Origin of the sequence: Salipiger mangrovisoli (assembly GCF_015223355.1) — a bacterium.
Classification (GTDB): Bacteria; Pseudomonadota; Alphaproteobacteria; order Rhodobacterales; family Rhodobacteraceae; genus Salipiger; species Salipiger mangrovisoli.
In genome coordinates this window covers 1-26,058 of the sequence record NZ_JADFFK010000002.1, presented here as the reverse complement: position 1 = coordinate 26,058, position 26,058 = coordinate 1, and the positions used below count along the sequence as shown (strand labels likewise).

The following is a 26,058-nucleotide window of genomic DNA, read 5'->3' as shown; positions in this document are numbered from 1 at the left end:
TCACTCCGGTGAAACATCGACCTGACCGTCTGGGCGGATCGTGCCCACTAGAAGGCTGCGCGACGAGAGGTTCATCACGCGAATCCGTTCTCCGGCGCTGCCTCGGGACATGGCGCGCCCCTCGGTGACGATGCGCAGGCCGGCGTGTTCGTAGACCAGCTCGACGAGCTGGTTGCGGTCGATCAGGGCAGGCTCCGACAGCTGCGCGGCCAGCACCGGCTGGCCGGCGTAGACGGCGACCTGCGTCTCGCGGCCAATCACCGCCTGCAACGTCTCGGCCGCGCCGTCGGCGCTGCGCGGGTCAAGGCGCACGGCGTCTGGCGCGATGACCTCTTGCGCACGAATTGTCCGCGTCGCCATGACGCTTTCGGCCTGGGCCGGCCCGCCGGCGAGAAACAGGAGGAGCAGGGCCCACATCATGATCAGCGCACCTGGACCGTGGCCGCGAGCATCTGGTCCGCTGCCGTGATCACCTTAGAGTTCAGTTCGTAGCCGCGCTGCGCTTCGATCAGCTCGGTGATCTCGTAGATCGGATCGACGCTGCTCTCCTCGAGGTATCCCTGGCGCAGCCGTCCCAGCCCGTCCAGACCGGCGGTGCCCTGAAGCGGCGGGCCAGAGGCCTCGGTCTCGCTGAAGAGGTTGCTGCCGATCGCCTCCAGCCCGCGCGGATTGGTGAATCCGGTGAGAGTGAACTGACCCAGCAACTGCGCCGCGACCGTGCCGTCGAAATAGGCGTAGACCTCGCCCTGCGGGTTGATCGAGATGCTCTTGGCATCGTCGGGAATGGCGATCTCCGGCGCGACGGGCAGCCCTTCGGAGGTGACGATGAGCCCATCCGCGCTGCGCTTCAGCGCGCCATCTCGGGTATAGGCCGGGGTGCCCGAGGGCAGCGTGACCTCAAGATAGCCCTTACCCTCGATGGCGATGTCGAGATCGCCGCCGGTGGCGGAGGAGCTGCCCTGCGCCAAGTTGACCGAGACGGCGGCTGGTCGCACGCCTAGGCCAAGCTGTACACCGGTGGGCAGCATGGTTCCATCCGAGGCGCTGATGGTCCCGGCGCGGTGCAGCTGCTGATAGTGGAGATCGGCGAATTCGGCGCGGCGGGCGTTGTAGCCGGTGGTGCTCATGTTCGAGAGGTTGTGCGAGATCACCTCGACCCGCATCTGCTGGGCGCTCATGCCGGTGGCGGCGATTTTCAGGGCACGCATCGGCGAACCTCCGGATCGGTGAACGGGATCATGTGAACAGGGCCTTTATTGTTGTGCGCTGGCGCTCGTCCTCGCGATCGAGAAAGCCCTGCCCCATTTCATAGGCGCGCTGCACCTCGATCAGGCGGGCAAGCTGCAGGATCGGATCGACGTTCGAGGATTCCAGGGCGCCCTGGATGATCTTCGGGCTGTCGACCGGCTCGGTGGCGCCGGACGTGCGGAACAGCGTGGCGCCCTCACGCTCGAGTGCCTTGAGATCGCTTGGGCGGACGAGACCGATCTGTCCGATCGGGAGGCCGCCGCTGCTGAGCGTGCCGTCCCGCGCCACGGCGAGATCGTCGGCGCCGGGGGGCACGAAGACCGGCCCGCCGCCGGCACTGAGCACCGGGTTGCCGTCGTGGGTGACAAGGTCGCCCTGGGCATTGGTGGTGAAGGCACCGTTCCGGGTCAGCCGCTCACCAGCGGCGGTCTGCACGAGAAAGAAGCCCTCGCCTTCGATCGCCAGGTCGAGCGCGGCGCCGGTGCGGGTGATCGCACCCTGGACGAACGAGCTGTTGCGCACATGCGCGGCGCTCATCGAGACCGATCCGCCGCGATCGGTCGTGCGGATGAATTCCGAGAAAACCAGCCCCTGCTGGCGGTAGCCCGTGGTGTTCGCATTGGCGACATTGTTGGCGACGAGTTGCAGCTCGCGCAGCAAGCCGCTCTGGCGCGACAGGACGGTGTAGCCGGAGGTTTCCATCTCAGCCCCTCAGCCCCCGGTGATCATCGGCAGGACGCGGGACTGGAAGAAGGCCACCAGCGTCTCGGTCATGTAGCTCATCGAAACCCAGAAGGTGAGGACGATGGCCAGCAGCTTGGGCACGAAGGTCAGGGTCATTTCCTGAATCGAGGTCAGTGCCTGGAACAGTCCGACCGCCACACCCGCGACGAGCGCCGCAGAGAGAATTGGCAGGGACGTGACGGTCGCGACCCAGAGTCCCTGGCGCAGCGTGTCGAAGAAGATGGTTTCGTTCAGCATGGGTCAGACCGGCATCCGGAGAAGTTCCTGATAGGCCTCGACCACCTTGTTGCGCAGCGTCACTACGGTTTCGACGGCCAGCTCGGATTGCGCCAGGGCTTGGACCAGGGCGTGCGGATCGGCGTCGCCGGTCATCGCCGAGGTGGCCATGCTCTCGGCCTCGTCCAGGGTCGCGGCGAAGTCGCGGACCGCGCTGGCCAGCCGGGGCCCGGCCCCCTCTGCCCCGGGCTCCGGCTCGGTGGCGGGGCGCAGGGCGGCATATTGCTGTGCGGCAAAAAGCGATCGGACATCCATTCTGAATTCCTTTCACGGTGTTTCGGGTGGCGTGTGAGGCGCAGGTCACCTGCGCAGCAGGTCGAGCAGCGCCGAGGACATCTGGCGCGTCTGCTCGAACATCTTGAGGTTCGCCTCGTAGCTGCGCTGCGCCTCGCGGGCGTCGGCCAGTTCGATCAGCAGATCGACGTTGGAGCCGAGGTAATGGCCGGTACTGTCGGCGAGCGGATGGCCGGGATCGTAGATCTGCACGAGGTCCTTGCGGTCGAGCGCGACCCGGCCGGGCACGACGCGGGTCATCTCCGAGCTGGCGGCCTGCTCGGCATCGAAGGGGATGGTCTTGCGCCGGTAGCCCGGCGTGTCGGCGTTGGCGATATTCTCGGCAAGTGTCCGCAGCCGCATGGACTGGGCCTGCAAGCCGCTCGCGGTGACTGAAAGCGCGTTGGAAAAGGCACTCATCTCTCACCTCCCTGATCAGTTGCCGAGGCTGGCGCGCAGCAGCGTGAGGTTGGAACGATAGATGGCGAGCGCACGCTCATGGGCGCGCTGCGCATCGACCGCCTGCAGCATCTCGACCTCCAGCGACACGGTGTTGCCATTGGGATCCTCTGCCCGCCGCCGCTCAGTCAGGTCGTGGATATCGGCGCCGCCGGACCACCCGTCGCGCTGGCCACCCAGATGGGCGGGGCGCGTGGCACGCATCTGCAGGGGGGCATTGCGCAGGGTTTCGGCAAAGGCCGGCAGGTCGATCCCCCGGTAGTCCGGCGTATCGGCATTGGCGATGTTCTGTGCGCTTGCCGCCTGCGTGGCACCCGCGTGGCGGGCCATGGCAATGGCGGTGCGAAACACGTCCAGGGTCTGGAACATCGGGGCTTCTCCCTCGATTGGCTTCAACCAAGGCTTAACGGCGATTCGTTTAGAAAAGGTTTGAACCTGCGGAAGGGTCCTGCCGATGGAGTTGCCCGATGGAAGAGACTGAGATCGCCGCGCTGCGCCGGCGCATCGCGGCGGTCCAGCCGGTGCATGCGGTGGGCCGGGTGCGCTCGGTCGAAGGGACAGTGATCTGGGTGCGCGGTCTGGCGCATAGGGCGCGGATCGGGGATCGGCTGCGGCTGATGCGCGATGTCGGCCCGCTCGAGGGAGAGGTGCTGCGCATCCGCGAGGAGCTGGTCGCGATGCTGCCCGACGATGGCCTGGAGGGCGTGTCGCAGGGCGACCGCGTGGCGGTGCTCGGGGCACCGGGGCTGGCCCCCTCGGATAGCTGGATCGGCCGGGTGATCGACCCCTACGGGCTGCCGCTCGACGGTGCGCCGATCAGCCCCGGTCCGCGGCTGCGCTCGATCCGGGGCAGCCCGCCGCCCGCGGCGCGGCGGCGCGGGCTGGGCGCACGCCTGCCCACCGGGCTTGCCGCCTTCGACACCGTGCTGCCCATCGTGCGTGGCCAGAGGATCGGGCTCTTCGCAGGCTCCGGCGTGGGAAAGTCGCGACTTCTGGCGGCCCTGGCCCGGGGCATGTCGGCAGAGGTCGTTGTGCTGGCGCTGGTCGGCGAGCGTGGGCGGGAGCTGCATGACTTCGTGCACAACGTGCTGGGCCCGGAGGGCATGGCGCGCTCGGTGGTGGTGGCGGCAACCTCGGACCGTTCGCCCCTTGAGCGGCGGCGCTGCGCGATGGCGGCGATGACCGTGGCCGAGCATTTCCGCGACCAGGGACGCCAGGTGCTCTTCCTCGCCGATTCCGTCACCCGCTTCGCCGAGGCATACCGCGAGGTGGCCATTGCCGCGGGGGAATTGCCGGCACTTCGCGGCTTCCCCCCCTCGACGGCGCATCAGATCATGCGGCTGGCCGAACGTGCCGGACCGGGGTTGGCGGGAACCGGTGACATCACGGCGGTCTTTTCGGTTCTTGTGGCGGGCTCGGACATGGAGGAGCCCATCGCCGATATCCTGCGCGGTGTGCTCGATGGCCACACGGTGCTCAGCCGCGAGATCGCCGAGCGCGGGCGCTATCCGGCCATCGACATCCTGCGGTCGGTGTCGCGCAGCTTGCCCGAGGCGGCGAGCCCCGAAGAGAACGAGATCCTGATGAAGGTGCGGCACCTGCTCGGAGCCTATGCGAGATCGGAGGCGATGATCCGCGCTGGGCTCTATCGCGATGGCGAGGATCCGGTGCTGGATCAGGCGATTCGCATCTGGACGGAGTTGGACGGATTTTTTGCGGAATCGGCGCCGCAGGGGCCGGAAGCGGCGTTCGCGCGCCTGACCCTGCTGCTGCGGCGGTCCGGAGCTGGCCTAGCTGGCCCGCGCGGCACGCGGGGCAGGCAGGCAGGGTAGCGCTTGCGACTGGATCAGAGCGCGTCCCAGCGGGGCAGGTTCTGCAACAGCGTCAGTGCGATCTGCGCTGTCCCCGCGGCGCTGAAGCCCTTGACTTGTTCCTGCAGCAAGTAGGTCTGCGCGATGCGGTTCAACGTCTCCTCTTCGGCAAGCACCGCCAGATCGTCCGAACCGAACCGTGCGGACGCCTTGTCGCGGAAGATTTCGAGCTGCTGGTCGATATCGAGCTGTCCGAGCGAGTCCGGCAACCCCAGCGCTCCCTCGAAGACGGTGCGCAGCGGCTGGTTTCCCATGATCCGGAACCACTTGGTATCATCGGCGACTTCGGACGAGGCAATCTCTGGCAGGCTTCGACGCAGCGACAGCGCAAGGCGAAGGGCATTGTCCTGCTCGCCGACGGCGACCTCGAACTGCTGGGCGCGGAACTTGCCGATGATCTCTTCGGCAAAGCCGTCGAGCTGGGTGCGCGGGCCGCCGACACGGTCAAAGCCGAAGCCCCGCGCGAAGGCCTTGTAACGCTCGTCGGCAAGCTTGTTTGCCAGCGCATCGGCCGCGGTTGTTCCCTCTTCGAGGAGCTTTTGGACGAAATACTTGCTGTCGATGTCATCCTGAAGCCCGTAGGCTCCGAGCGCGACGCGCAGCAGGCGACGGTCCGAGACAAGCTCCTCGGCGCTGGTGACCTCGCCGATTTTTTCGGCAAAATAGGAGGTGTCGCGCAGCAGAGACGGGCTCTTGTCGAAGCTGGCGCGTTGGCTTTCGGCGGTGCTCTGCAAGAACTGCCAGGCGACAAGGCCGGTGCCGATGAGGATGGGTTGAAAGCTCATGCGCGCCCCGCTGCGAATAGCCGGTCCTCGCGCGGGATGAGCGCTCGGAGCGATTTCAGGCATTGGTAATACTGCTCTTCGAGAAGCGCTTCCGTGGCGCGGGTGAGCAGCGCCCGGCTGTCCGGATCGGTGAGGATCCGGCTCAACTCCTCGATGTTGCGCAGAAGCTGGGTCTTGGTTTCGCGCGCGGGCGCATCGCCGGTGAGCACCAGCTGGACCGCGTAGCACAGCCGGCGCACGGGGGTGCAGGCCTCGTCCGGATGGATCGCGTCCTTCAGTCGGAGGATGTTCGCGCCCGGCGTCATGATCGAGAGCTTGCTGCGCCGGTCGCCATTTTCGATCACCGCCCCGTTGATCAGCAGCCGCTCATGCGGGCTTAGCTTGAGAACAAGCCCGGTCATCGCAGGGGCACCATGGATGTGGTTTCCGGCCGGGCAGCGCTCTGCGCTGAGGGTCCGGCAGCCGGCACCGGGCGGGTGTTCAGCCCGGCAAGAATGGCCCTGTTCACCTCGATGAGCGGCGCAAGTTTGGCTTTTCGCGACAAGACCTTGGCGGTGTGATGCTGGACGAACTCGCACAGGTAGAAGATCTGTGCGCGCAGCTCCTGGGGCAACTTGTTGCCTTGGTCGGCCACGTCCACCGCAAGCGTGGTCCAGAGTTTGCGGTTGTCGTGCAAGGCAGCGACAAGCGCGGGATAGCTGCGCGGCCCGGCTTCGGCGGCGCTCTTGATGCGGTGGGTGACGCGCGCGATCAGGTCGTATTCGATGGCGCGGTCGGTGCGCGTGCTTGTGTTCGACTGCGCATAGGCGCGGCGAGCCATGAGATGTGCATTCATGACGAGGCCCTTCATCCTTGATCCGGTGCCGTCCGTTCTGGCGAATCTCCGGGGCCGGTTGCGCCGGCCCCGGAAAGGCTACGTCAGCGGAAGAGCGAGAGGAGCGATTGCGGTGCCTGGTTGGCGATCGACAGGGCTTGAACGCCAAGCTGTTGCTGCACCTGAAGCGCCTGGAGCCGGGCCGACGCCTCTTCCATATCCGCATCGACCAGCGTGCCGATGCCCGATCTCAGCGCATCGGTCAGGCTCGAGATGAAGGCCGTCTGCGTTTCGATCCGGCCTTGGGTCGAACCGAAGGCCGAGGCGGAATCGATCGCGGTCTGGATCAGGGCCTCGATCTGGTCGAGCGCCGAGTCCGCACCGGACTGCGTCGTCACGTCGACATTGCTGAGCTGCTCGAGCTTGCCGCCAATGGTGTTGCCCGCGGAGGCATTGACCGAGGACATGGTCACTGCGACCGTGTCGGTGGCATCTGTGACCGCCGAGGTGAAGGTCAGCGTGTCACCGGAGACGCTGATGTCGACCACATCGGTATCGAGGTCGTTGGCTGCCATGAAGCTCTTGAACGAGGCTTGCAAACCCTTGGCAACATCTGCGGCAGTGTCGCCCTCACGCGCAACATAGACAATCGACAGCGCCGAAACTTCGGTGGCGCTGGGGCCGGCTGCGGTGGTCTCGCGATAGTCGGTCTGGGTGAACTTCGAGTTGTCAGCATCGGTGCCGAAGACGTTCAGCGTGTAGGCGGTGCCGGCGGTGAAGCCGCTGTTGGTGGTGCCGATGTCGATCGTGTCGGTCTGCGTGCCGTTCAGCGTCACGCTGTCGACCGAGGCCGTGAGCGCGGTGGCGGCGACCGTGCCCGCGACCGCAGCGGCGCCGGTGCCGAGGTCCTGCTTGGTCACGCTGATGTCGGAGGCCGCCACGCCGGTAACCGACCGGTCGAGCGAGGCCAGCACGTTGATGCTCCCCGAGCCCTCGGTTTCATCGACGTTGGACAGCAGGTTCAGGCCGTTGAACTGCGCCGCGCTGACCACGGCGCCGATCTGACCGCGCAGCGCGTCGATATCTGCCTGGATCTTCACGCGGTCGACGTTTTCCTCCTGCGCGGCGACGATCTTGCCCTTCACGTCGGTCAGCAGTTCGGTCACCGTCTCGGCGGCCTGCCGCGCGACAGCCACGGTGGACTGGCCGAGGTTGAGGCTGTCGGAAATGCCCTTGAAGCCCTTCACGTCGGCTTCCATGACCTTGGAGATGGCCCAGACCGCCGCATTGTCCTTGGCGCTGGCGACGCTCTTGCCGGTAGAGATTTCACCCTGGGTGTTCGCCAGGTTCATGTTGATGGACTTGAGGGTTTGCAGCGCGACCATCGCGCCATTGTTCGTCAGGATGCTAGACATCGATTTTCGTCCTTGAATAAGGCGCTTTGCGCCATTCCTGTCACCGGAAGCCCCGTGATGGGGCAACCTCTTCGGACGTCGTTCTGACGAAGCAGACGGAGACCCTGTCCCCCTGCGCCACCCACTCCGGGATGCCGCGTCAGCCTAGGGGGCAAGACCTTAATCCAAGGCTAAGTCGCGGTTCGAATCCCGCCAGCTGGCCGGTGTTGTTTCTAGAGTTTGCGGTGAATTTTGCCGACCGGACCCTGCCCGATGCCGGTCTTCCGCCCGTTCGGACCGTAGGTGTCCATCCGTTGTGTCAGAGCCTGCCAATCCCCGAGGCGAGACCCGACCGCCGCAAGTCCCTGCATCGCGTGTTCGAGCAGTCGCTGGTTGTGGCGCAGTGCCGCGAGCAACGCGGGGGCACGACGCAATTGCTCGGGGTGCGCCTCGTAGGGTCCGAGGCAGGCGTGCTTCCTGAGCGCGAGTTCTGGCAACGCGTCGAAATTCCCGGCGAGCAGCGCGCGCCGTTCCAGCGCCAGAAGGTGCAACAGCGCCATGTGTGCCGATTTCCCCGCGGTGGGTGGCCGGCTCATCCCCCGGTTTGCGCGCGGAACGCCGCTTCGGGCAGAATTTGCACCCGCTCCGCCAGGCGCGCTGCGTATTCCTCGCGCAGGAATGAGGCAAATTGGTCTTCGCCGGTGCTGCCCCCGAATGTGCCCCGCGTCGCGAAGGCGCCGGAGAACTGCAGCATCTGCGACAGGAACAAGCGATTCATCAAGCTGTACTGCGTGGCGACAGTCTGGGCGGTCTGAAGGGGCATGAGGGTCTCCTCTGGAATCGGACAGCGGTCTGCCGGGATGTCTAAAATGACAGGGGTAAAGGTATTCTTAGCACCTGAGGGCCTAACCTGGCGGCGGTATCAGAAGCGGGGTCGACAGAATGTGCCCAGTTCCGATGGAAAGCCCCTTGTCCGGAGGCGGGATAAAACTGCCTCGCCCGGTGGGTGCGGTCTCTCCCGGCGGGGGGGATGTCGTGGTGGGCTATCCGGTCAAGGGGGATTTCCTTCATATCTTTCAGAAGTTGGCGGAGTCCGACCTCGCGGGTGAGCTTTGTCCCGTGGCCCCGGATCAACCGAGTCCTGGCACCGAGGCCGCTGCCGCATCCGATACCGAACCGTGTAGCGAGGGGGGGCAACCGGCGGAGACGACGGCGCAAGATGCGATCCTGGACGGGAGGTCTGAGGCACCCGCAGATGGTGTCGTGCCTCCCGGTCCGATCCTTGGTCAGCCGGTGCCCGAGGATGATCGGACACGCGTCGCGATACATCAAACGCAGGCACCACAGGCACAGGCAGGTGCGGATGCGGCGCATGAGCGCCCGATGCATCTGGAAGGTAGGGGTGTCGACGTTGCCCCGGTCTCCGATCCGGTGCCAAGGGCCGGGCAGGGTGGCCGCAGCGCGCCGCCTGAGCCGGGCGCAGCCGAGGGTGCGGGACGGGGTCCGAGCAGCGCCGGGGCCGCGGTTCCTGCGGGGGACCGCTCATCCTTACCGGGCGAGGAGATGACAGTTGGTCACGCGTCGAAGACCGGTCTTCAAGGCGACGGCACCGAGGATGCGATGCTTCGAGCCCCCAAACGTCGTGCGTCTTGGCCCCCCCGAGAGCAGATCGTGCCGCGTCCGCCCTCCAGGAACGCGTCTGCCAACTTTCGACAGGACGAGCCCGCCGCGCAGCCAAGTGCCTTGGCAACGTCGCGGAACGGCGCAGAGATCGCCGCGACCGGGCAACAAGCGCGGGCCGACGCGACACAATCAAGCCCCCCCCTGCAGGACGCAGGGCTTCCTGCAGGAGCGGGTGAGGGGAGGCTTGTCGCGCAGGGCGCGATTTCCCCACGCGCGTTTCCCCCTGCCGAGGGGGCGGCCGCCGCAACGGCACCCCGGGCAAATCCGGAATTGCCGCCGTCTGACGCGAAACCTGTGGACCGGATGGAATGGGGTTCCGGTGAGGCGGCTCGGCCCGGTGGTGTTCTCGAGCGCAGCGCAGCCGCTTGGTTCGCGCAAAGGGCTGGACCGCCAATGCCGCAGGTCACCGGAGCAACGCAACCGGTGCCTCGGACCAGCGGTCTTTCAGACGTTTCGGCGGATCGGCCGCGGGACCTCCCGGTGGCACCCTCGGTGGAGACTGCCTCTCAAACCGTCGAGCCGGCAACATCGCCTTGGCGAGAGATCTCGACCTCAAAGCCATCCGTGCCCGCGCGGCGCGGCCAGTTGCAGGAGTTCGATACCTCCCGGAAAGAGGTCGGGCAGCGGGACAATGGCGCGATCGCGGCCCATGCGTCAGCACGCAGGGCTCGGATCGCATCCGCGGCGTCCGGGCCGAACGTGGAGGACACAAGGGGGCAGGCAGCGTTACCCGGGACGGCTGCTCGTCAGGACGCTGCCATTCATGAAAGCTTCGTGCAGGCAGCCCCTGCGAGTGAAATCCCCGTGCGTGAAACCCCTGTGCGTGATGGCGCTGTGCCGGAGCTAATCGCCCGGAAGGCTTCGGCACAGGAGGCAAATCCGAGGGCGACCGTCGCCGGAAGTTTCGCACCGCGCACGGCGTCCGTCGTTGGCGACGTCGACACCGGACAGCGCGCTGCCAGCGCGCCGCGCGACGAGGACCGGGTGTTCACCGAGACGCGTGGCGACGTGCATTTGACAAACACGCGCATGGACCTCGCTCCTCAGAAAGACTCGCCGGTGCCTCCGCGCATGGCGCAGCTTTCACCGATCCGCCAGGTCGCAGAAGCGATCATCGCGGCGGACGGGGGGCAAGTCGATCTGCGGCTCGAACCAGAAGAACTGGGCCGGGTGCGATTTCATATCCAGCTTTCGGACCAGGGGGTCGTTCTGCACGTGAGCGCAGAGCGGCCCGAAACCCTGGAGATGATGCGTCGCCACGTGGACCAACTGGCGCGGCATCTCGCGGACGCGGGCTTGCAGGGGGGCAGTTTCAGCTTTTCCGGCGAACGGCGCAGCAGGCCCTTCACCTCGGTGCCGCGTGCTGGGGCGCCGGACAGCACCGCGGCTGCGCGTCCGGCCCATGCCGAAGCGGAACGGCCGCTGCCGCGGCCCGGGTCGTCGCAAGGACTGGATCTCAGGCTTTAGGACAACCCGCCACGACAGGAGGATGGAATGGATGTTTCAACGGTTACGACCGGGCTCACCGGCTCGGCGGCGGCGGAAACCAGCGCGGACACGGCGCCCCTGCAGTCGAGCGATTTCGAAACGTTCCTGAAGATGCTGACAACGCAAGCGCAAAACCAGGATCCTTTCAATCCTGTCGATGCGACGGAATACGCGTCACAGCTTGCCAGTTTCTCCGCCGTGGAACAGCAGGTCATGACGAACGCATTGCTGTCCGATCTCGTGGCGATGGCGAATGGGGGGGGATTCGAGCGGATGGCCTCCTGGATCGGGCTGGAAACCCTCACGCCGGGCGCGGCGTTTTTCGACGGTCAGGCGGTCGAGCTTGCCTTCGACCCAGCGGAGGACGGGGAGAGCGCGGTGCTCGTGTTGCGCGACGCCGACGGGGTGCTGCGCAACCGGATCAGCCTCGCCGCGGGGAGCGAGAGCTATATCTGGGAGGGCACCGACATGTCGGGCACGGTGCTGCCCGACGGCATTTACGACGCACAGGTCGAGATTTCCCGCGAGGGGAGCGTGACGGAAACGCGCGAAGCGCGGTCTTTCATGCGAATCGACGAGGTGAGCCGTAGCGGAGAGGACTTCGTGCTGACGCTGAACGGCGGTGGCCAGCTGGCCGCTTCGGCCGTGTCGGTCCTGCGCCGGCCGGACGGATGACCGAACGGGGCAGGACGCGGTCAGCTTCAGAAGATCGACAGGAGGATCAGGGTCAGCCCCGCCCCGGAAATCAGCCCGCCCAGACCCCAGCCAAGACGCCGTGTCCACTTCGCCTCCATCTCCTCGGCGAGTCCCTGGGTCTGCCGGATCAGCGCCTCTTCGACGAGCGCGGGCAGGCGCGGGCCAAAACGCGCCATCACCCGAGCAGTCTTGGCAAAGTCACGCAGTGCAGCGCGCGGACCGATCGAAGTCTTGATGTATTGCTCAACCACAGGTCGAGCAACGCTCCATATATTCATGTGAGGATTGAGTGAGCGGGCGACACCTTCGACCACGACCATTGTGCGTTGCAGCAGGATCAGCTCGGTGCGGGTCTGCATGCCGAAGCGTTCGGTCACCTCGAACAGATAGTTCAGCAGGCGCCCCATGGAGATGCGCGTCGAATCCATGCCGAAGATCGGCTCGCCGACCGCGCGCAGCGCACGGGCGAATTCATCGACGTCCCGGTCGGCGGGCACGTAGCCCGCCTCGAAATGCACCTCGGCGACGCGGCGGTAGTCGCGGCGGATGAAGCCGTAGAGAATCTCGGCGTAAACCCGGCGGGTGTACTCGTCGATATGACCCATGATGCCGAAATCATAGGCGATGATGTCGCCGTTGGGCGCCACCTTCAGATTGCCCTGGTGCATGTCCGCATGGAAGAAACCGTCGCGCAGCGCATGGTTGAGAAAGAGTTGCAGGACCCGCTCGCTCAGCGCGACGCGGTCGTGGCCGGCGGCGTCGATCGCCTCGTTGTCGCCGAGCGGCACGCCCTCTGCCCAGCTCATCGTCATCACCCGGCGCCCGGACAGGCCCCAGATCACCTCGGGCAGCTGGAAGCCTTCGTCATCGACCGTATTGGCCGCGAACTCGCTGGCCGAGGCGCTTTCGAGCCGCAGGTCCAGCTCGCCGTTCACCACGCCCTCGAAATGCGCGATGACGTCGCGGGGACGCAGGCGGCGCGAGGCGGGCGAGAGCAGGTTGATCGCGTCGGCGGCCAGCCAGAAGGCATCGATGTCCTTGCGGAAGGCGCGCTCGATTCCCGGCCGCAGCACCTTCACCGCGACGGTTTCGCCGGTTTCGGCAAGCCGCGCCTTGTGCACCTGCGCGATGGAGGCTGCGGCGACGGGCGGGCTGAACTCGGAAAACACCTCGTCGACCTTCACCCCGAGCTCGGATTCGATCTGGGTCTTGGCGGCCTCGATGGCAAAGGGCGGCAGCTTGTCCTGCAGCACGCGCAGCTGGTTGGCCAGTTCCTCGCCCACGACGTCCGGGCGGGTCGACAGCACCTGGCCGAACTTGATGTAGGCCGGGCCAAGCGCGGTGAGCGCGCGGGTCACCGGCGGCATCGACAGATCGCCCTCGTAGCCGAGCCACTTGAACGGCCAGGCGAGGATCCGCGCCGCGGCGCGCAGGGTCGGCGGAGCATCCACCGCGTCGAGTACCACGCGCATGGCGCCCGTGCGCTCGAAGGTGGCGCCGGTGCGAACCAGCCGCCAGATGTTGTGCGGACCTTTCATGTCAGATCTTCCAGCCCGAATGCAGGCAGGCGATCCCCATGCTCAGGTTGCGGTACTTGGCGTTCCCGAAGCCCGCCGCGCGCACCATCCCGAGGAAGGTCTCCTGGTCGGGGAACTTGCGGATCGATTCCACCAGGTACTGGTAGCTGTCGCGATCGCCCGCGATGACCTGTCCCATGCGCGGGATCAGGTTGAAGGAATACATGTCGTAGACCTTCTGCATCAGATCGTTGGGGATCTGGCTGAATTCGAGCACCATCAGCCGTCCGCCGGGTTTGAGCACGCGATAAGCCTCGTTGAGGGCCTCCTGCGGGCGGGTCACGTTCCGGATGCCGAAGGAAATCGTGTAGACGTCGAAGGTGTTGTCGGCGAAGGGCAGGGCCATCGCGTCTCCGACCACCCAGTCGAGCTGATCGGCCATGGCACCTGCCTCGGCGCGCTTGCGGCCTTCGACCAGCATCGGTTCCGTCAGGTCGCAGACCGTGGCGTGGCCGTGGCCCGCGCGCTTGAGGAAGCGGAAGGAGATGTCGCCGGTGCCGCCCGCCACGTCGAGCAGCTTCTGCCCGCGGCGCGGTGCCAGCCAGTCCATCATCGCGTCCTTCCAGATGCGGTGGATGCCGAAGGACATGGCGTCGTTCATCACGTCGTATTTCGACGCGACCGAGCCGAAGACGCCGCGCACGCGGCCGGCCTTCTCTTCCTCAGGGATGTCGGTGAACCCGAAGTGGGTGGTTTTTCCGGTCTCTTTGGTCATGGGCCTTGCCGTCCTGTGTCCGACACTCCTTATAGAGCCCGCGCGCCGCGCTGCAATGCGGCCAAGTGGAAAGGATCCGTGATGCCCGAACTTCCCGAGGTGGAAACTGTCCGTACGGGGCTTGCCCCGGTGATGGAAAACCAGGTGATCGCCAAGGCGCAGGTGAACCGGCCCGATCTGCGCTGGCCCTTTCCCGAACGCATGGCGGAGCGGCTGACCGGCGCGCGGGTGCTGCGGCTGCGGCGGCGGTCCAAGTACATTCTCGCGGATCTCGACACCGGGGAGACGCTCCTGATCCACCTGGGTATGTCGGGGCGCATGCTGGTCTCTGGCGACCCCCTGGGACGCTTCGTGCATGAGCACCCGGCTCCCGAGAAGCACGATCACGTGGTTTTCGAGATGGCGAACGGCGCGCGGATCACCTTCAATGACCCACGCCGGTTCGGGGCAATGGACCTGCTGGCAACCGCCACCGCCGAGGCGCATCCGCTGCTTTCGGCGATCGGGCCGGAACCCCTGGGCAATGAATTCAGCGAATCCCACCTGGTTGCGGCGCTGAAGGGGCGGACGATGCCGATCAAGACGGCGCTTCTGGATCAGAAGATTGTTGCGGGATTGGGGAATATCTACGTCTGCGAAGCGCTGTTCCGCGCCGGCATCCGGCCATCACGCCGCGTCAACCAAATCTCGGAAAAGCGCATCGCCGCGCTCGTGCCGATCATCCGGCAGGTGCTGACGGATGCCATCGCGGCGGGCGGTTCCTCGCTCAAGGATTTCCGTCAAGCCGATGGAGAACTTGGATATTTTCAACACAGCTTCGATGTCTACGGGCGTGAGGGGCAACCCTGCCGGAGCGATGGTTGCGCCAACATCGTTCACAGACTCGTACAATCCGGGCGCTCTTCCTTCTACTGCCCGAGCTGCCAAAGATAACTTGATTGCGAGGGTCAAGTTGGTAAGGCTGCGCGACAATGCCAACGGACGGGAGCCCGAAGACATGGCCTATGAGACGATTATCGTCGACGTAGAGGACGATGTTGCCACTATTACCCTGAACCGCCCGGATGCCCTGAATGCGCTGAACAGCCAACTGCTTGGCGAGCTTGCGCAGGCGCTGACCGAGGCGGATGCCAACGAGAAAGTGCGCTGCATCATCCTCACGGGCTCGGCCAAGGCCTTTGCCGCGGGGGCCGACATCAAGGAGATGTCGGAAAAGACCTTTGTCGAGATGTTCCTCGGCGACTTCTTCGAGCCGGCGACCGAGGCGGTCGCCAAGGTGCGCAAGCCGGTGATCGCTGCGGTGAGTGGCTACGCTCTGGGTGGCGGCTGCGAACTGGCGATGATGTGCGACTTCATCATCGCATCGGAGACCGCGAAGTTCGGCCAGCCCGAGATCAACCTTGGTGTCATCGCCGGGATCGGCGGCACCCAGCGCCTGCCGCGCTACGTGGGCAAGGCCAAGGCCATGGACATGCACCTGACGGGGCGGTTCATGGATGCCGAGGAAGCCGAGCGCTCGGGGCTGGTAAGCCGCGTCGTGCCGGTCAAGCAGCTGATGGACGAAGCGCAGAGCGCCGCGGCGAAGATCGCCGAGAAATCGATGCTGGCCTCGATCGCTGCCAAGCAGGCGGTGAACCGCGCCTTCGAGACAACGCTGGACGAGGGGCTGCTCTTCGAGCGGCGCCTGTTCCACTCGCTCTTCGCCACAGAGGACCAGAAGGAGGGCATGTCGGCCTTCCTCGAGAAGCGGACGCCGCAGTTCCGCGACCGCTGAACTGGACCCTATGGCGCCATTCGGGCCTGTCCCCGCGGGGGCAGGCCCTTTTCGTGCCGGTCAGGATTGCAGCGGGCCGCGGGCCTGACGGATGGCGGCCTGGATCGCGCGCCAGTTCTCGGCTTCCTGGGTCGCGCCCCTCTGCTCGTTCTCTCGAACCTTGGCGGCCGCCTCGGCCTCGGCCTTGCCACCATGGGCCCGGTAGAGCGCCTGGGCGGTCTGGTTGATCTGAATCGCGTTCATGGCTGATTCCTCCTTTCAGTCAGAAGCGGGCCGCGGCCAGTGCCGCGGGGAGGACAGGGTAGCCGATTCCCACCCCAATCCCCAAGTTTTGCCGTGAGCCCCTTTGCAACCGGCGGAAAATGGGCTATGCGCCGCCCCTACATGCGTGTGATGCCCGCTCAGGCAAGAATCGGTCCGGCGACGACAGATCCGGGTCTGGTGGATATTGCACGTCCGAAATTCAGACCCAGGCCTTGTCGGCACCAGGCAAGTCCACAGACAGATAGGACCGATCATCATGGCAAATTCGCCCCAGTCCAAGAAGCGCGCCCGTCAGAACGAGAAGCGCTACGCCGTCAACAAGGCACGCCGTTCGCGCATCCGCACCTACCTCCGCAAGGTCGAGGAAGCGATCGCGTCGGGCGACAAGGAAGCAGCCACCGCAGCCCTCGTCGCAGCTCAGCCCGAACTGATGCGCGGCGTGACCAAAGGTGTCTTCCACAAAAACACCGCATCGCGCAAAATGTCGCGCCTTTCCTCGCGCGTGAAGTCGCTCGCCTAATCACGTCAAGTGTACGGCTGAAATGACACACCTAAAAAGTGTGTGATCGAAAAGGCATCGCCATCGGTGGTGCCTTTTTTCATGACTCACACCATATTTTGAAGGCGGAGATTCTTTTTTCGGATTCCATTGAGTCAAGTTTGAAGTTCGGTTGCTGCCCTTCTCGGAACAGGAGTAATTTCATCGAGCGAGTCACATCGCTGGGGGGACAGGCAATCGGGGACATCACCACGGGTACTGTGGAAATGTTCCTGTCGCTTCGGTCGTCTGATCACAGGACGCCGAAAACGGGGTGATTTCATCCTGCCAGTCCATTTGTAAAATGGGTGAAGAGTGCACCTTGCGGGGTCGCTTCGGGATGCTGGGAGTCCCGGAGATACCTTATGCGTGCCAATTCACTGGGACAGAGAATCCTCTGCCTGACCCATGCCAATTGGCATGGGGCCGTATTTTGCTTCCCTGCGGTGGCTTCAATTTGGGCCCTTTTGTGTGTGTGGCCCTGAGGGACAGAGAAGAACCGGTGAAGAGACGGAGCGGGGATAAATGACGCAGGAACAATGGGGCGCGCTGCAAGACAGGCTGAGCGGCACGATCGGGGAAAACAACTACCGTACCTGGATCAAGCCCCTCGAGTACAAAGGTCTGGAAGCCGACGGGGTTGCGGTTTTCCTGGCACCGACGAATTTTATCGGCACCTATGTGTCGCAGAACTTCGGGGACCTGCTGCTGTCGCAGATCTCCACGCTGGACTCGCAGGTGCGCCGCCTGCAGTTCCGCGTCAGCAACGCGCCGCGCCCGGCGGCGGGTCGTCCGAGCCCGCGCCCGATGGCAGCGCAGCCGGAGCAGGCCGCTGCACAGCCGAGCCCTGCGCAGGCGGCAAACGGCCAGGCGGCGGGGGCGGATCTGCTGCCGAGCGCGCCGCTCGATGCGCGGTTTACCTTCGACAATTTCATCGTCGGCAAGCCGAACGAACTGGCCCATGCCGCCGCGCGCCGCGTGGCCGAGGCTGAAACCGTGACCTTCAACCCGCTGTTCCTTTACGGCGGTGTGGGCCTCGGCAAGACGCACCTGATGCACGCGATCACCTGGGAGCTGCGCAACCGCCGCCCCGATCTGAACGTGCTGTACCTTTCGGCGGAACAGTTCATGTACCGCTTCGTGCAGGCTCTGCGCGAGCGTCGCATGATGGACTTCAAGGAACTGTTCCGCTCGGTCGACGTGCTGATGGTCGATGACGTGCAGTTCATCGCCGGCAAGGACTCGACGCAGGAAGAGTTCTTCCACACCTTCAACGCGCTGGTCGACCAGAACAAGCAGATCGTCATCTCGGCCGACCGCGCGCCGGACGAGATAAAGGATCTCGAGAACCGCATCCGCTCGCGCCTGCAGTCCGGCCTTGTGGTCGACCTGCACCCGACGGATTACGAGCTGCGCCTCGGCATCCTCCAGTCCAAGGTCGACACCTACCGCAAGCAATATCCCTCGCTGCAGCTCGACAACGGCATCCTCGAGTTCCTTGCGCACCGCATCTCGACCAACGTGCGCGTGCTCGAAGGCGCTCTGACGCGGCTTTTCGCCTTCGCCTCGCTGGTCGGTCAGCCGATCACCATGGAGCTGACCCAGGACTGCCTCGCCGACGTGCTGCGCGCCTCGGACCGCAAGATCTCGATCGAGGAGATCCAGCGAAAGGTGGCGGACCACTACAACATCCGCTTGAGCGACCTCATCGGTCCCAAGCGCGTGCGCAACTTCGCGCGCCCGCGGCAGGTGGCCATGTACCTGTGCAAGCAGCTGACCGCGCGCTCGCTGCCCGAGATCGGCCGCCGGTTTGGCGGACGCGACCACACCACGGTCATGCACGGGGTGAAGCGGATCGAGGAACTGCGCATGCAGGACAGCCAGATCGCCGATGACATCGAACTGCTGCGCCGCGCGCTCGAGGCCTGAGGGCTGGGTCTGAGGACTGGGTCTGAGACCGCATGACCACATCTGGGAACGGGGCTGCCCTCGGGCGGCCCCGCGGCCTTGACGATGCAGGCAATCCATCGGATCAATCTGCAAAACACTTTGGAGTAGCTTCGCAGATCCGCCAAGCTGCCCCTTCGGCCAACCGAGGAACAGGGCGATGAAAGTCAGCATAGAACGGGCGACTCTTCTCAAGGCAGTCAGCCAGGCACAATCGGTGGTCGAACGCCGGAACACCATCCCGATCCTGGCCAACGTGCTGATCGAGGCCGAGGGCAATACCGCCAGCTTCCGCGCCACCGATCTCGACATCGAGGTGCTCGACCGCGCCCCCGCTGTCGTCGAGCAGGCCGGCGCCACCACCGTTTCCGCGGTGACCCTGCACGAGATCGTCCGCAAGCTGCCCGACGGCGCATTGGTGTTGCTGACCGCGGATGCCTCCGCCGGTCGGCTGACGGTGACCGCGGGCCGCTCGAACTTCAGCCTCGCGACGCTGCCGAAGGAAGACTTCCCGGTCATGGCCTCGTCGGAATACTCGTCGAATTTCACCGCCAAGGCCGAGGTGCTGCGCCGGCTCTTCGACAAGTCGAAGTTCGCCATCTCGACCGAAGAAACCCGCTACTACCTCAACGGCGTCTACATGCATGTCGCCGAAAGCGAGGAGGGCCAGGTGCTGCGCTGCGTCGCCACCGACGGTCACCGCCTTGCCCGCATCGACGCGCCGCTGCCCGCCGGCGCCGAGGCGATGCCCGGCGTGATCGTGCCGCGCAAGACCGTGGGCGAGCTGCGCAAGCTGCTCGACGAGGACGACATGGACATCGCCGTCTCGGTCTCCGAGACCAAGGTGCGTTTCGCCACCCCCGATATTTCGCTGACCTCCAAGGTCATCGACGGCACCTTCCCGGACTATTCGCGGGTCATCCCGATGAACAACACCCGCCGGCTCGAGGTCGACGCGGGCGAGTTCGCCAAGGCTGTGGACCGCGTGGCGACCGTCTCCTCCGAGCGCTCGCGCGCGGTGAAGCTGCAGCTCGACGAAGACCGGCTGGTGCTCTCGGTCAACGCGCCCGACAGCGGCGCCGCCGAGGAGGAGCTGGCCGTGGCCTATGGCGACGAGCCGCTGGAGATCGGCTTCAACGCGAAATACCTGCTGGAGATCGCCAGCCAGGTCGACCGCGAGAACGCCGTCTTCATGTTCAACTCCTCGGGCGATCCGACCCTGATGCGCGAAGGCACCGACACCTCGGCGGTCTACGTCGTCATGCCGATGCGGGTCTGACGCGCGCCGCGCCGACCTCGCGGTCGCGCCATGCGTACTTGAGGAACAATGAAGGGCAGGGGCGCGGCTTCTGCCCTTCATTGTTCCCCAAATACGCCCTTGCGACGCCTGCCGCCCTGCGACACAGCTGATCCCATGTCCCTGCATCTCACCCGCCTCACCCTGTCGCACTTCCGCTCGCACCGGGACGCCTCGGTCGAGGTGGATGCGCGGCCCGTCGCGCTCTACGGGCCCAATGGTGCGGGCAAGACCAATATCCTCGAGGCGGTCTCGCTGTTCTCGCCGGGGCGCGGGATGCGGCGGGCGTCGGCGCAGGAGATGGTGCGCCGTCCCGAGGCGCTGGGGTGGAAGATCGAGGGGCTGCTGCAGACCGGCGGCACCCTGCACGAGATCGCTTTCCGCTCCGAGGCCGGTGCCGCCCGTCAGGTGCAGATCGATGGCAAGGCCGCGCCGCAGGTGGCGCTGGGGCGGCTCGCGCGGGTGCTCTGGCTGGTTCCGGCGATGGACCGGCTGTGGATCGAGGGGCCGGAGGGGCGGCGGCGGTTCCTCGACCGGATGACTTTGAGCTTCTTTCCCGACCATGCCGATCTGAGCCTCGGCTACGAGAAGGCCATGCGCGAGCGAAACCGGCTGTTGCGAGACCAGGTGCGGGACGGGTTCTGGTACGCGGCGCTGGAGGGGCAGATGGCCGAAACCGGGGCGGCTCTGCAGGCCAACCGCCGTGCCACGCTGGTACGGCTGGCCGAGGCGCAGGCCGGGGCGGAGACGCAGTTCCCGGCCGCCGAGCTTGAGCTGGTGGATGCCGAGACCGCCACGCCCGAAAGCACCGCAGGGCTGCGTGCCGCGCTCGAGGTTAGCCGGTCGCGCGACCTGGCGGCCGGGCGCACGCTTGTTGGCCCGCACCGCGCCGATCTGCGCGGCACCTTTGCGGCCAAGGGCGTGCCCGCCGAGGACTGCTCGACCGGCGAGCAGAAGGCGCTGCTGATCTCGCTGATCCTGAGCAATGCCCGTGCCCTGGCGCAGGAGACCGGCGCGGCGCCGATCCTGCTGCTCGACGAGGTGGCGGCGCATCTCGACGCGACCCGCCGCGCGGCGCTCTACGACGAGATCTGCGCGCTGGGGGCGCAGGCCTGGATGACCGGCACCGGGCCGGAGCTTTTCAGCGAGTTTGGCGCGCGGGCGCAGTATCTGGAAGTGACCGAGCGGGACGGGCAATCTTTGGTTGAAAACCGCGGCCTTTGACACCAAATCTTGTGTCAGCGGCGTGACAATCCTGCCTGAACACCGTATAAAACCAACAAAAATCATGAAGGATCGCGGCATGGCCGAACCGGCAAGCGCACAGCAGGAATACGGCGCGGATTCCATCAAAGTTCTCAAAGGCTTGGAGGCGGTCCGCAAACGCCCCGGCATGTATATCGGGGACACGGATGACGGCTCGGGCCTGCACCACATGGTCTATGAGGTCGTGGACAACGGCATCGATGAGGCTCTGGCGGGCCACGCGGACTTCGTCCGGGTGAAGATCCATGCCGACAACTCGGTGTCGGTGCGCGACAACGGTCGCGGCATTCCGGTTGACCTGCACGCCGAAGAGGGCGTCTCGGCGGCCGAGGTCATCATGACCCAGCTGCATGCGGGCGGGAAATTCGACCAGAACTCCTACAAGGTCTCGGGCGGTCTGCACGGCGTGGGCGTCTCGGTGGTGAACGCGCTGTCGGTCTGGCTGGAACTGCGCATCTGGCGGAACGGCAAGGAGCACTACGCGCGCTTCGAGCATGGCGACACCGTCGAGCACCTGCGTGTCGTCGGCGATGCCGAGGGCGAGCAGGGCACCGAGGTGCGCTTCCTGGCCTCCACGGGCACCTTCAGCAACCTCGAGTACAGCTTCGAGACGCTGGAAAAGCGCCTGCGCGAGCTGGCCTTCCTGAACTCGGGTGTGCGCATCATCCTCGAGGACGAGCGCCCGGCCGAGCCGCTGAAGACCGAGCTGCACTATGATGGCGGCGTGAAGGAATTCGTGAAGTATCTCGACCGCTCCAAGCAGCCGGTGATGTCCGACCCGATCTACATGACCGGCGAGAAGGACGGCATCGGCGTCGAGATCGCCATGTGGTGGAACGACAGCTACCACGAGAACGTGCTGCCCTTCACCAACAACATCCCCCAGCGCGACGGCGGCACCCATGTGGCGGGCTTCCGCGGCGCGCTGACGCGCACGATCAACAACTACGCGCAGGCCTCGGGCATCGCGAAGAAGGAGAAGGTCTCGTTCACCGGCGACGACGCGCGCGAGGGGCTGACCTGCGTGCTCTCGGTCAAGGTGCCGGACCCGAAGTTCAGCTCGCAGACCAAGGACAAGCTGGTGTCGTCCGAGGTGCGCCCGGCGGTCGAGAGCCTGATGAACGAGCGGCTTGCGGATTGGTTCGAGGAGAACCCCAACGAGGCCAAGCAGATCGTCGGCAAGATCGTCGAGGCGGCGCTGGCCCGCGAGGCCGCGCGCAAGGCGCGCGAGCTCACCCGCCGCAAGACCGCGATGGACGTGAACTATCTGGCCGGCAAGCTCAAGGACTGCTCCGAGAAGGATCCGTCCAAGACCGAACTTTTCATCGTCGAGGGTGACTCGGCAGGTGGTTCGGCGCAGACCGGGCGGGACCGGGGCACCCAGGCGATCCTGCCGCTGAAGGGCAAGATCCTCAACGTCGAGCGCGCGCGCTTCGACCGGATGCTCGGCAGCCAGGAGATCGGCAACCTGGTGATGGCGCTCGGCACCGGCATCGGCCGCGACGAGTTCAACATCAGCAAGCTGCGCTACCACAAGATCATCCTGATGACCGACGCCGACGTCGACGGTGCGCACATCCGGACGCTGCTGCTGACCTTCTTCTACCGGCAGATGCCGGAGCTGATCGAGGGCGGCTACCTCTATATCGCGCAGCCGCCCCTTTATAAGGTGACCCGCGGCAAGTCCGAAGTCTACGTGAAGGACCAGAACGCGCTCGACGAGTACCTGATCAACCAGGGGATTGACGGGGCAAGCCTCAAGCTCGCCAATGGCGAGGTGATCGCCGGGCAGGACCTCGTGCGGGTGATCGACGAGGCGCGCCAGCTCAAGCGCGTGATCGATGCCTTCCCGACGCATTACCCCCGCCACATCCTCGAGCAGACGGCGATTGCCGGCGGCTTCGTGCCGGGTGCGGTGGAATCGGATCTGCAGGGCGTGGCCGACAAGGTGGCGCAGCGGCTCGACTTGATCGCGCTCGAATACGAGAAGGGCTGGCAGGGCCGGATCACCCAGGATCGCGGCATTCGCCTGGCGCGAATCCTGCGCGGTGTCGAAGAGGTGCGCACGCTGGATGGCGCGATGCTGCGCTCGGGCGAGGCACGCCGCACCGGCAGCTTCACCCAGGCGCTTCAGGCGGTTTACAGCGCGCCGGCGGTGCTGGAGCGCAAGGATCGCCGCCAGGCCGTCTACGGGCCGATCGATCTGCTGAAGGCGATTCTCGAAGAGGGAGAGAAGGGACTCTCGCTTCAGCGCTACAAGGGACTGGGCGAGATGAACCCCGGCCAGCTCTGGGAAACCACGCTGGATCCCGATGCGCGCACCCTGCTGCAGGTCAAGATCGACGATATGGCCGAGGCAGACGATCTGTTCACCAAGCTGATGGGCGATGTGGTGGAGCCGCGCCGCGAGTTCATCCAGCAGAACGCCCTGAGCGTGGAAAACCTCGACTTCTGAGTCTCCGGGCGAGTGGAGACGGGAGCGGCGCGCAGGAGACTGCGCGCCGTTTGTCGTTTCGAGGGAATCGCCCGGCCCGATCCGTCGGTTGTGGCGTTACCGCCGCGCGAATCCCTCGAGCAGCATGGGGAAGTCCTCTTCGAGGGGGAATCCCTCGTAGCTGTGGGCTGCCGGGGTCTGCGCCCAGTCCAGTTTCTCGCTTGTCATCGTCTCGATGAAGGGATGGCTCCACGCGGGCACGTCGAACATCACCGGCCGCACGTTCACGAAGGCCTCGACCCCGGTGATCCGGGTGAACATCCAGCTGCCGCAGTCGGGGCACAGGTAGTGGTCAAGCTGCGGCCCCCTGATGCCGCCCTTCACGGGCTCGCCGGCAAGGACCCGCAGCCCGTCAGGCGGTACCATCATGGTGAGGGAGAAGGCGCTGGCGCTCATCTTCTGGCAGCCTCGGCAATGGCAGGCCGCGGTCATCATCGGAGGCTTGCTGACCTCGATCTGCACCGCGCCGCAGCGGCAACTGCCAATCTGGGGAAGGTCGGTCATGCTGGCTCCTCGATAGACGGTGGGTCGGACAAGAAAAAAGCCGGCGCTGCGGCCGGCTTTCCTGATTTCACTCGGTCCGCAGGTTCGCGGCCGATTCCTTGATGGCGTCGTACTGACCGCCGGGGCGGAATCGCCACAGGTAGTCCGGCATCACCGCTTCCGGGGCCACCGGGCTGATGCCGAGATCGGAAAGGCCCTTGGCACCGTCGCTCACCACGTTGTCACGCCGCAGCATCACCACCTGATCGCGGGTGATCGGTGCGGTGAACAGCCCGCCGGTGATCCGCTGCGCGAATTCCGACAGGCGACCGATCACCGAGGCGAGGCCATAGGGCAGGTTCACCAGCATCTTGCGCCGGCGAATGACGGTCAGCATCTCCTCGATGAAAGCGCGGAAGCTTTTCACCTCGGGCCCGCCCAGCTCGTAGACTCCGGGCGCCGCCGACCCGGCAAGGCCCTTCTCGGCCGCCTCTGCAACGTTGTCGACATAGACCGGCTGGAAGTTCCTGTCGGCCCCGACCAGCGCCAGCACCGGACCCATGCGTGACATCGCGGCAAAACGGTTGAAGAACTGGTCCTCCATCCCGAAGATCACCGAGGGGCGCAGGATCATCGCGCGGGGGAAGGCGGCAAGCACCGCCTCTTCGCCAAGCGCCTTGCTGCGGGCATAGCCGCTGGAACTTTCCTTGTCGGCCCCGATGGCCGAAACGTGCACCAGCGTGCCGACGCCCTGTTCCGCTGCGATCCGCGCGATGCGCTCGGCGCCTTCGACCTGCACCGCGTCGAAACTGTTCTTGCCGCGGGCGTCGAAGGTCCCGACGCAATTCATCACCGCGTCGGCGCCCTGCATCACGCTGCGCACGGAAGAATCGTCGCGGATGTTGCAGAACACCGGCTCGACCTGGCCGACCGAGCCGTAGGGCTTCACGAACAGCGCTTCGTTGGGGTGGCGGACGGCGACACGGACGCGCCAGCCGAGCTTGGCCATGCGGCGGGCGACATAGCGACCGACAAATCCGGATCCGCCGTAAATGGTGACGAGCTTGCTCATCTGGCTACTCCTGCTCCGAGGTTCTGAGACCTTGAATACCCACCCGTCCGACACCGGGCAAGGAGGCTCCGTAGGGTAAGTCGCACAAAATGAAAAATCTGCGTTGACACTCCCTGCGGACATATTTAAACGCCCCCTCACCACCTGTGCCCAGGTGGCGGAATTGGTAGACGCGCTGGTTTCAGGTACCAGTGACTTAACGGTCGTGGAGGTTCGAGTCCTCTCCTGGGCACCATAAAAACCCCGTGAAATCTTACGATTTCACGGGGGTTTTGGTTTTTTCGCCCTCCAGGATTGACCTTGCCGCGCGCGGCCTCCTCTTTGCCCCGGTTGTGCGCTGCCGTCCGACCGGCCCGGAGCGAAGGCTTCGATCGGAGCTGCCGGCGCAAGTGGACGCAGCGGTGGCTCTCCGGTCTTGGCCGTGCGACGGGGAGGGAGCCATTTACAGCGCCGCGCGTGTTCCGCCGCGCGCCGCCAAGCATGGCCTGGGATCAAGCGTTACATATAGAGAGCCTCCTGGTTCCCAGGTGAACGGGGTTCGGCGTGAGAGCGCAGGGACATCAGAGTTGTGCGCCGCCCCGGATAAGGCTGCCCCGCGCCGATAGAGCCCCGCGTTGACCATCGGTGTGGGGCTGGGCGCCAAGCGCGGCGCGTCTGGGCGTGTTTTTAGGCGAATCCCAGCCTCCATGCATTTTTTATGACGAAATCTGAAAAAAGGGGTTGCGGGTCCTACGAGGAGTACGTAAATAGCCCCTCACCGGCGGCGCTGAGGCGCACGACGGGACGCCAGACGGGGCGGCGGCGAGCGGAAACGCGGGGCCGGCGCAGACGAGGCGGAACAGACTTCGAGAGACGGGCAGGCGGGCGCGCCGGAAGTTAGGGCGCACTGGTCTGGTTTTG

General features: G+C 65.6%; 28 protein-coding genes and 1 tRNA gene. 11 read left to right on the top strand and 18 right to left on the bottom strand.

Features of this window, described 5'->3' with window-relative positions; translation table 11 throughout:
• From flgA to IQ782_RS03520, 7 genes are read right to left on the bottom strand one after another with little or no spacing between them, the layout of a single operon-like run.
• Nucleotides 1-420 carry a flagellar basal body P-ring formation chaperone FlgA gene (gene flgA / locus IQ782_RS03550; protein WP_338092540.1) on the bottom strand — a complete coding sequence of 140 codons (420 nt, stop codon included), beginning with the start codon at nt 418-420 and terminating at the stop codon, nt 1-3.
• 2 nt (nt 421-422) lie between these two features.
• Nucleotides 423-1,208: a flagellar basal-body rod protein FlgG gene (gene flgG, locus IQ782_RS03545; RefSeq protein ID WP_194133249.1), complete on the bottom strand. Its 786-nt coding sequence runs from the start codon at nt 1,206-1,208 to the stop codon at nt 423-425.
• A gap of 28 nt (nt 1,209-1,236) precedes the next feature.
• Nucleotides 1,237-1,950 carry a flagellar hook-basal body complex protein gene (locus tag IQ782_RS03540; protein WP_194133248.1) on the bottom strand — a complete coding sequence of 238 codons (714 nt, stop codon included), beginning with the start codon at nt 1,948-1,950 and terminating at the stop codon, nt 1,237-1,239.
• Nucleotides 1,951-1,959: 9 nt separating this feature from the next.
• Nucleotides 1,960-2,229 carry a flagellar biosynthetic protein FliQ gene (locus IQ782_RS03535; protein WP_194133247.1) on the bottom strand — a complete coding sequence of 90 codons (270 nt, stop codon included), beginning with the start codon at nt 2,227-2,229 and terminating at the stop codon, nt 1,960-1,962.
• 3 nt (nt 2,230-2,232) lie between these two features.
• On the bottom strand, nt 2,233-2,523 hold the full coding sequence (fliE, locus tag IQ782_RS03530; RefSeq protein ID WP_194133246.1) for a flagellar hook-basal body complex protein FliE: 291 nt from the start codon (nt 2,521-2,523) through the stop codon (nt 2,233-2,235).
• 45 nt (nt 2,524-2,568) lie between these two features.
• Nucleotides 2,569-2,961, bottom strand: a complete 393-nt coding sequence (gene flgC / locus IQ782_RS03525; RefSeq protein ID WP_194133245.1) for a flagellar basal body rod protein FlgC — start codon at nt 2,959-2,961, stop codon at nt 2,569-2,571.
• Nucleotides 2,962-2,976: 15 nt separating this feature from the next.
• The gene (locus IQ782_RS03520) at nt 2,977-3,369 is read right to left on the bottom strand and encodes a FlgB family protein (protein ID WP_194133244.1); all 393 of its coding nucleotides are present in this window, start codon (nt 3,367-3,369) and stop codon (nt 2,977-2,979) included.
• Between the two features lie 98 nt (nt 3,370-3,467).
• On the opposite strand from IQ782_RS03520, the gene IQ782_RS03515 reads away from it, so the two are divergent.
• Nucleotides 3,468-4,832: a FliI/YscN family ATPase gene (locus IQ782_RS03515; RefSeq protein WP_194133243.1), complete on the top strand. Its 1,365-nt coding sequence runs from the start codon at nt 3,468-3,470 to the stop codon at nt 4,830-4,832.
• A gap of 14 nt (nt 4,833-4,846) precedes the next feature.
• Here IQ782_RS03515 and IQ782_RS03510 read toward each other — a convergent pair whose 3' ends face one another.
• The 6 genes from IQ782_RS03510 to IQ782_RS03485 form a co-directional block, all read right to left on the bottom strand.
• Nucleotides 4,847-5,656 (bottom strand): DUF1217 domain-containing protein, encoded by an 810-nt coding sequence (locus IQ782_RS03510; RefSeq protein ID WP_194133242.1) that lies wholly within the window; start codon nt 5,654-5,656, stop codon nt 4,847-4,849.
• Nucleotides 5,653-6,057, bottom strand: coding sequence for a flagellar biosynthesis repressor FlbT (gene flbT, locus IQ782_RS03505; protein WP_194133241.1), 405 nt, complete (start codon nt 6,055-6,057; stop codon nt 5,653-5,655). The genes IQ782_RS03510 and flbT overlap by 4 nt, the downstream gene beginning before the upstream one ends.
• Nucleotides 6,054-6,506, bottom strand: coding sequence for a flagellar biosynthesis regulator FlaF (gene flaF, locus IQ782_RS03500; protein ID WP_338092539.1), 453 nt, complete (start codon nt 6,504-6,506; stop codon nt 6,054-6,056). Before flaF ends, flbT begins: the two co-directional genes overlap by 4 nt.
• Before the next feature lie 68 nt (nt 6,507-6,574).
• On the bottom strand, nt 6,575-7,885 hold the full coding sequence (locus tag IQ782_RS03495; protein ID WP_194133240.1) for a flagellin: 1,311 nt from the start codon (nt 7,883-7,885) through the stop codon (nt 6,575-6,577).
• Nucleotides 7,886-8,097: 212 nt separating this feature from the next.
• Nucleotides 8,098-8,424 (bottom strand): hypothetical protein, encoded by a 327-nt coding sequence (locus tag IQ782_RS03490; protein ID WP_194133239.1) that lies wholly within the window; start codon nt 8,422-8,424, stop codon nt 8,098-8,100.
• 32 nt (nt 8,425-8,456) lie between these two features.
• Nucleotides 8,457-8,687: a flagellar biosynthesis protein FlgJ gene (locus IQ782_RS03485; protein WP_240989075.1), complete on the bottom strand. Its 231-nt coding sequence runs from the start codon at nt 8,685-8,687 to the stop codon at nt 8,457-8,459.
• Nucleotides 8,688-10,132: 1,445 nt separating this feature from the next.
• Here IQ782_RS03485 and IQ782_RS03480 point away from each other — a divergent pair.
• Both IQ782_RS03480 and IQ782_RS03475 read left to right on the top strand, forming a co-directional pair.
• Complete coding sequence (locus IQ782_RS03480; protein ID WP_194133238.1) at nt 10,133-11,014, top strand: flagellar hook-length control protein FliK; 882 nt, start codon at nt 10,133-10,135, stop codon at nt 11,012-11,014.
• Between the two features lie 27 nt (nt 11,015-11,041).
• Nucleotides 11,042-11,710, top strand: coding sequence for a flagellar hook capping FlgD N-terminal domain-containing protein (locus IQ782_RS03475; RefSeq protein WP_194133237.1), 669 nt, complete (start codon nt 11,042-11,044; stop codon nt 11,708-11,710).
• A 26-nt stretch (nt 11,711-11,736) separates the two neighbouring features.
• On the opposite strand, the gene ubiB is transcribed toward IQ782_RS03475, so the two are convergent.
• Complete coding sequence (ubiB, locus tag IQ782_RS03470) at nt 11,737-13,269, bottom strand: 2-polyprenylphenol 6-hydroxylase (RefSeq protein WP_194133236.1); 1,533 nt, start codon at nt 13,267-13,269, stop codon at nt 11,737-11,739.
• 1 nt (nt 13,270) lies between these two features.
• Complete coding sequence (gene ubiE / locus IQ782_RS03465) at nt 13,271-14,023, bottom strand: bifunctional demethylmenaquinone methyltransferase/2-methoxy-6-polyprenyl-1,4-benzoquinol methylase UbiE (protein WP_194133235.1); 753 nt, start codon at nt 14,021-14,023, stop codon at nt 13,271-13,273.
• An 81-nt stretch (nt 14,024-14,104) separates the two neighbouring features.
• On the opposite strand from ubiE, the gene mutM reads away from it, so the two are divergent.
• Both mutM and IQ782_RS03455 read left to right on the top strand, forming a co-directional pair.
• The gene (mutM, locus tag IQ782_RS03460; RefSeq protein ID WP_194133234.1) at nt 14,105-14,956 is read left to right on the top strand and encodes a bifunctional DNA-formamidopyrimidine glycosylase/DNA-(apurinic or apyrimidinic site) lyase; all 852 of its coding nucleotides are present in this window, start codon (nt 14,105-14,107) and stop codon (nt 14,954-14,956) included.
• Between the two features lie 64 nt (nt 14,957-15,020).
• Nucleotides 15,021-15,797 (top strand): enoyl-CoA hydratase, encoded by a 777-nt coding sequence (locus IQ782_RS03455; RefSeq protein WP_194133233.1) that lies wholly within the window; start codon nt 15,021-15,023, stop codon nt 15,795-15,797.
• Nucleotides 15,798-15,857: 60 nt separating this feature from the next.
• Here IQ782_RS03455 and IQ782_RS03450 read toward each other — a convergent pair whose 3' ends face one another.
• Nucleotides 15,858-16,040, bottom strand: a complete 183-nt coding sequence (locus IQ782_RS03450) for a hypothetical protein (protein ID WP_194133232.1) — start codon at nt 16,038-16,040, stop codon at nt 15,858-15,860.
• A 277-nt stretch (nt 16,041-16,317) separates the two neighbouring features.
• Here IQ782_RS03450 and rpsT point away from each other — a divergent pair, with 277 nt between their 5' ends.
• From rpsT to gyrB, 5 genes are all read left to right on the top strand, one after another.
• Nucleotides 16,318-16,581: a 30S ribosomal protein S20 gene (gene rpsT / locus IQ782_RS03445; protein ID WP_194133231.1), complete on the top strand. Its 264-nt coding sequence runs from the start codon at nt 16,318-16,320 to the stop codon at nt 16,579-16,581.
• Nucleotides 16,582-17,124: 543 nt separating this feature from the next.
• Nucleotides 17,125-18,528 carry a chromosomal replication initiator protein DnaA gene (dnaA, locus tag IQ782_RS03440; RefSeq protein ID WP_194133230.1) on the top strand — a complete coding sequence of 468 codons (1,404 nt, stop codon included), beginning with the start codon at nt 17,125-17,127 and terminating at the stop codon, nt 18,526-18,528.
• A 178-nt stretch (nt 18,529-18,706) separates the two neighbouring features.
• Nucleotides 18,707-19,825: a DNA polymerase III subunit beta gene (gene dnaN / locus IQ782_RS03435; RefSeq protein WP_194133229.1), complete on the top strand. Its 1,119-nt coding sequence runs from the start codon at nt 18,707-18,709 to the stop codon at nt 19,823-19,825.
• 135 nt (nt 19,826-19,960) lie between these two features.
• Complete coding sequence (gene recF, locus IQ782_RS03430) at nt 19,961-21,067, top strand: DNA replication/repair protein RecF (protein ID WP_194133228.1); 1,107 nt, start codon at nt 19,961-19,963, stop codon at nt 21,065-21,067.
• A gap of 79 nt (nt 21,068-21,146) precedes the next feature.
• Nucleotides 21,147-23,564: a DNA topoisomerase (ATP-hydrolyzing) subunit B gene (gene gyrB / locus IQ782_RS03425; protein ID WP_194133227.1), complete on the top strand. Its 2,418-nt coding sequence runs from the start codon at nt 21,147-21,149 to the stop codon at nt 23,562-23,564.
• Between the two features lie 96 nt (nt 23,565-23,660).
• On the opposite strand, the gene IQ782_RS03420 is transcribed toward gyrB, so the two are convergent.
• Both IQ782_RS03420 and IQ782_RS03415 read right to left on the bottom strand, forming a co-directional pair.
• The gene (locus IQ782_RS03420) at nt 23,661-24,107 is read right to left on the bottom strand and encodes a GFA family protein (RefSeq protein WP_194133226.1); all 447 of its coding nucleotides are present in this window, start codon (nt 24,105-24,107) and stop codon (nt 23,661-23,663) included.
• Nucleotides 24,108-24,174: 67 nt separating this feature from the next.
• Entirely contained in the window at nt 24,175-25,158 is a 984-nt protein-coding gene (locus IQ782_RS03415; protein WP_194133225.1) for a complex I NDUFA9 subunit family protein, read from the bottom strand.
• Between the two features lie 148 nt (nt 25,159-25,306).
• On the opposite strand from IQ782_RS03415, the gene IQ782_RS03410 reads away from it, so the two are divergent.
• Nucleotides 25,307-25,393: transfer RNA gene (locus IQ782_RS03410), tRNA-Leu, on the top strand.
• The last annotated feature ends 665 nt before the right edge of the window (nt 25,394-26,058 follow it).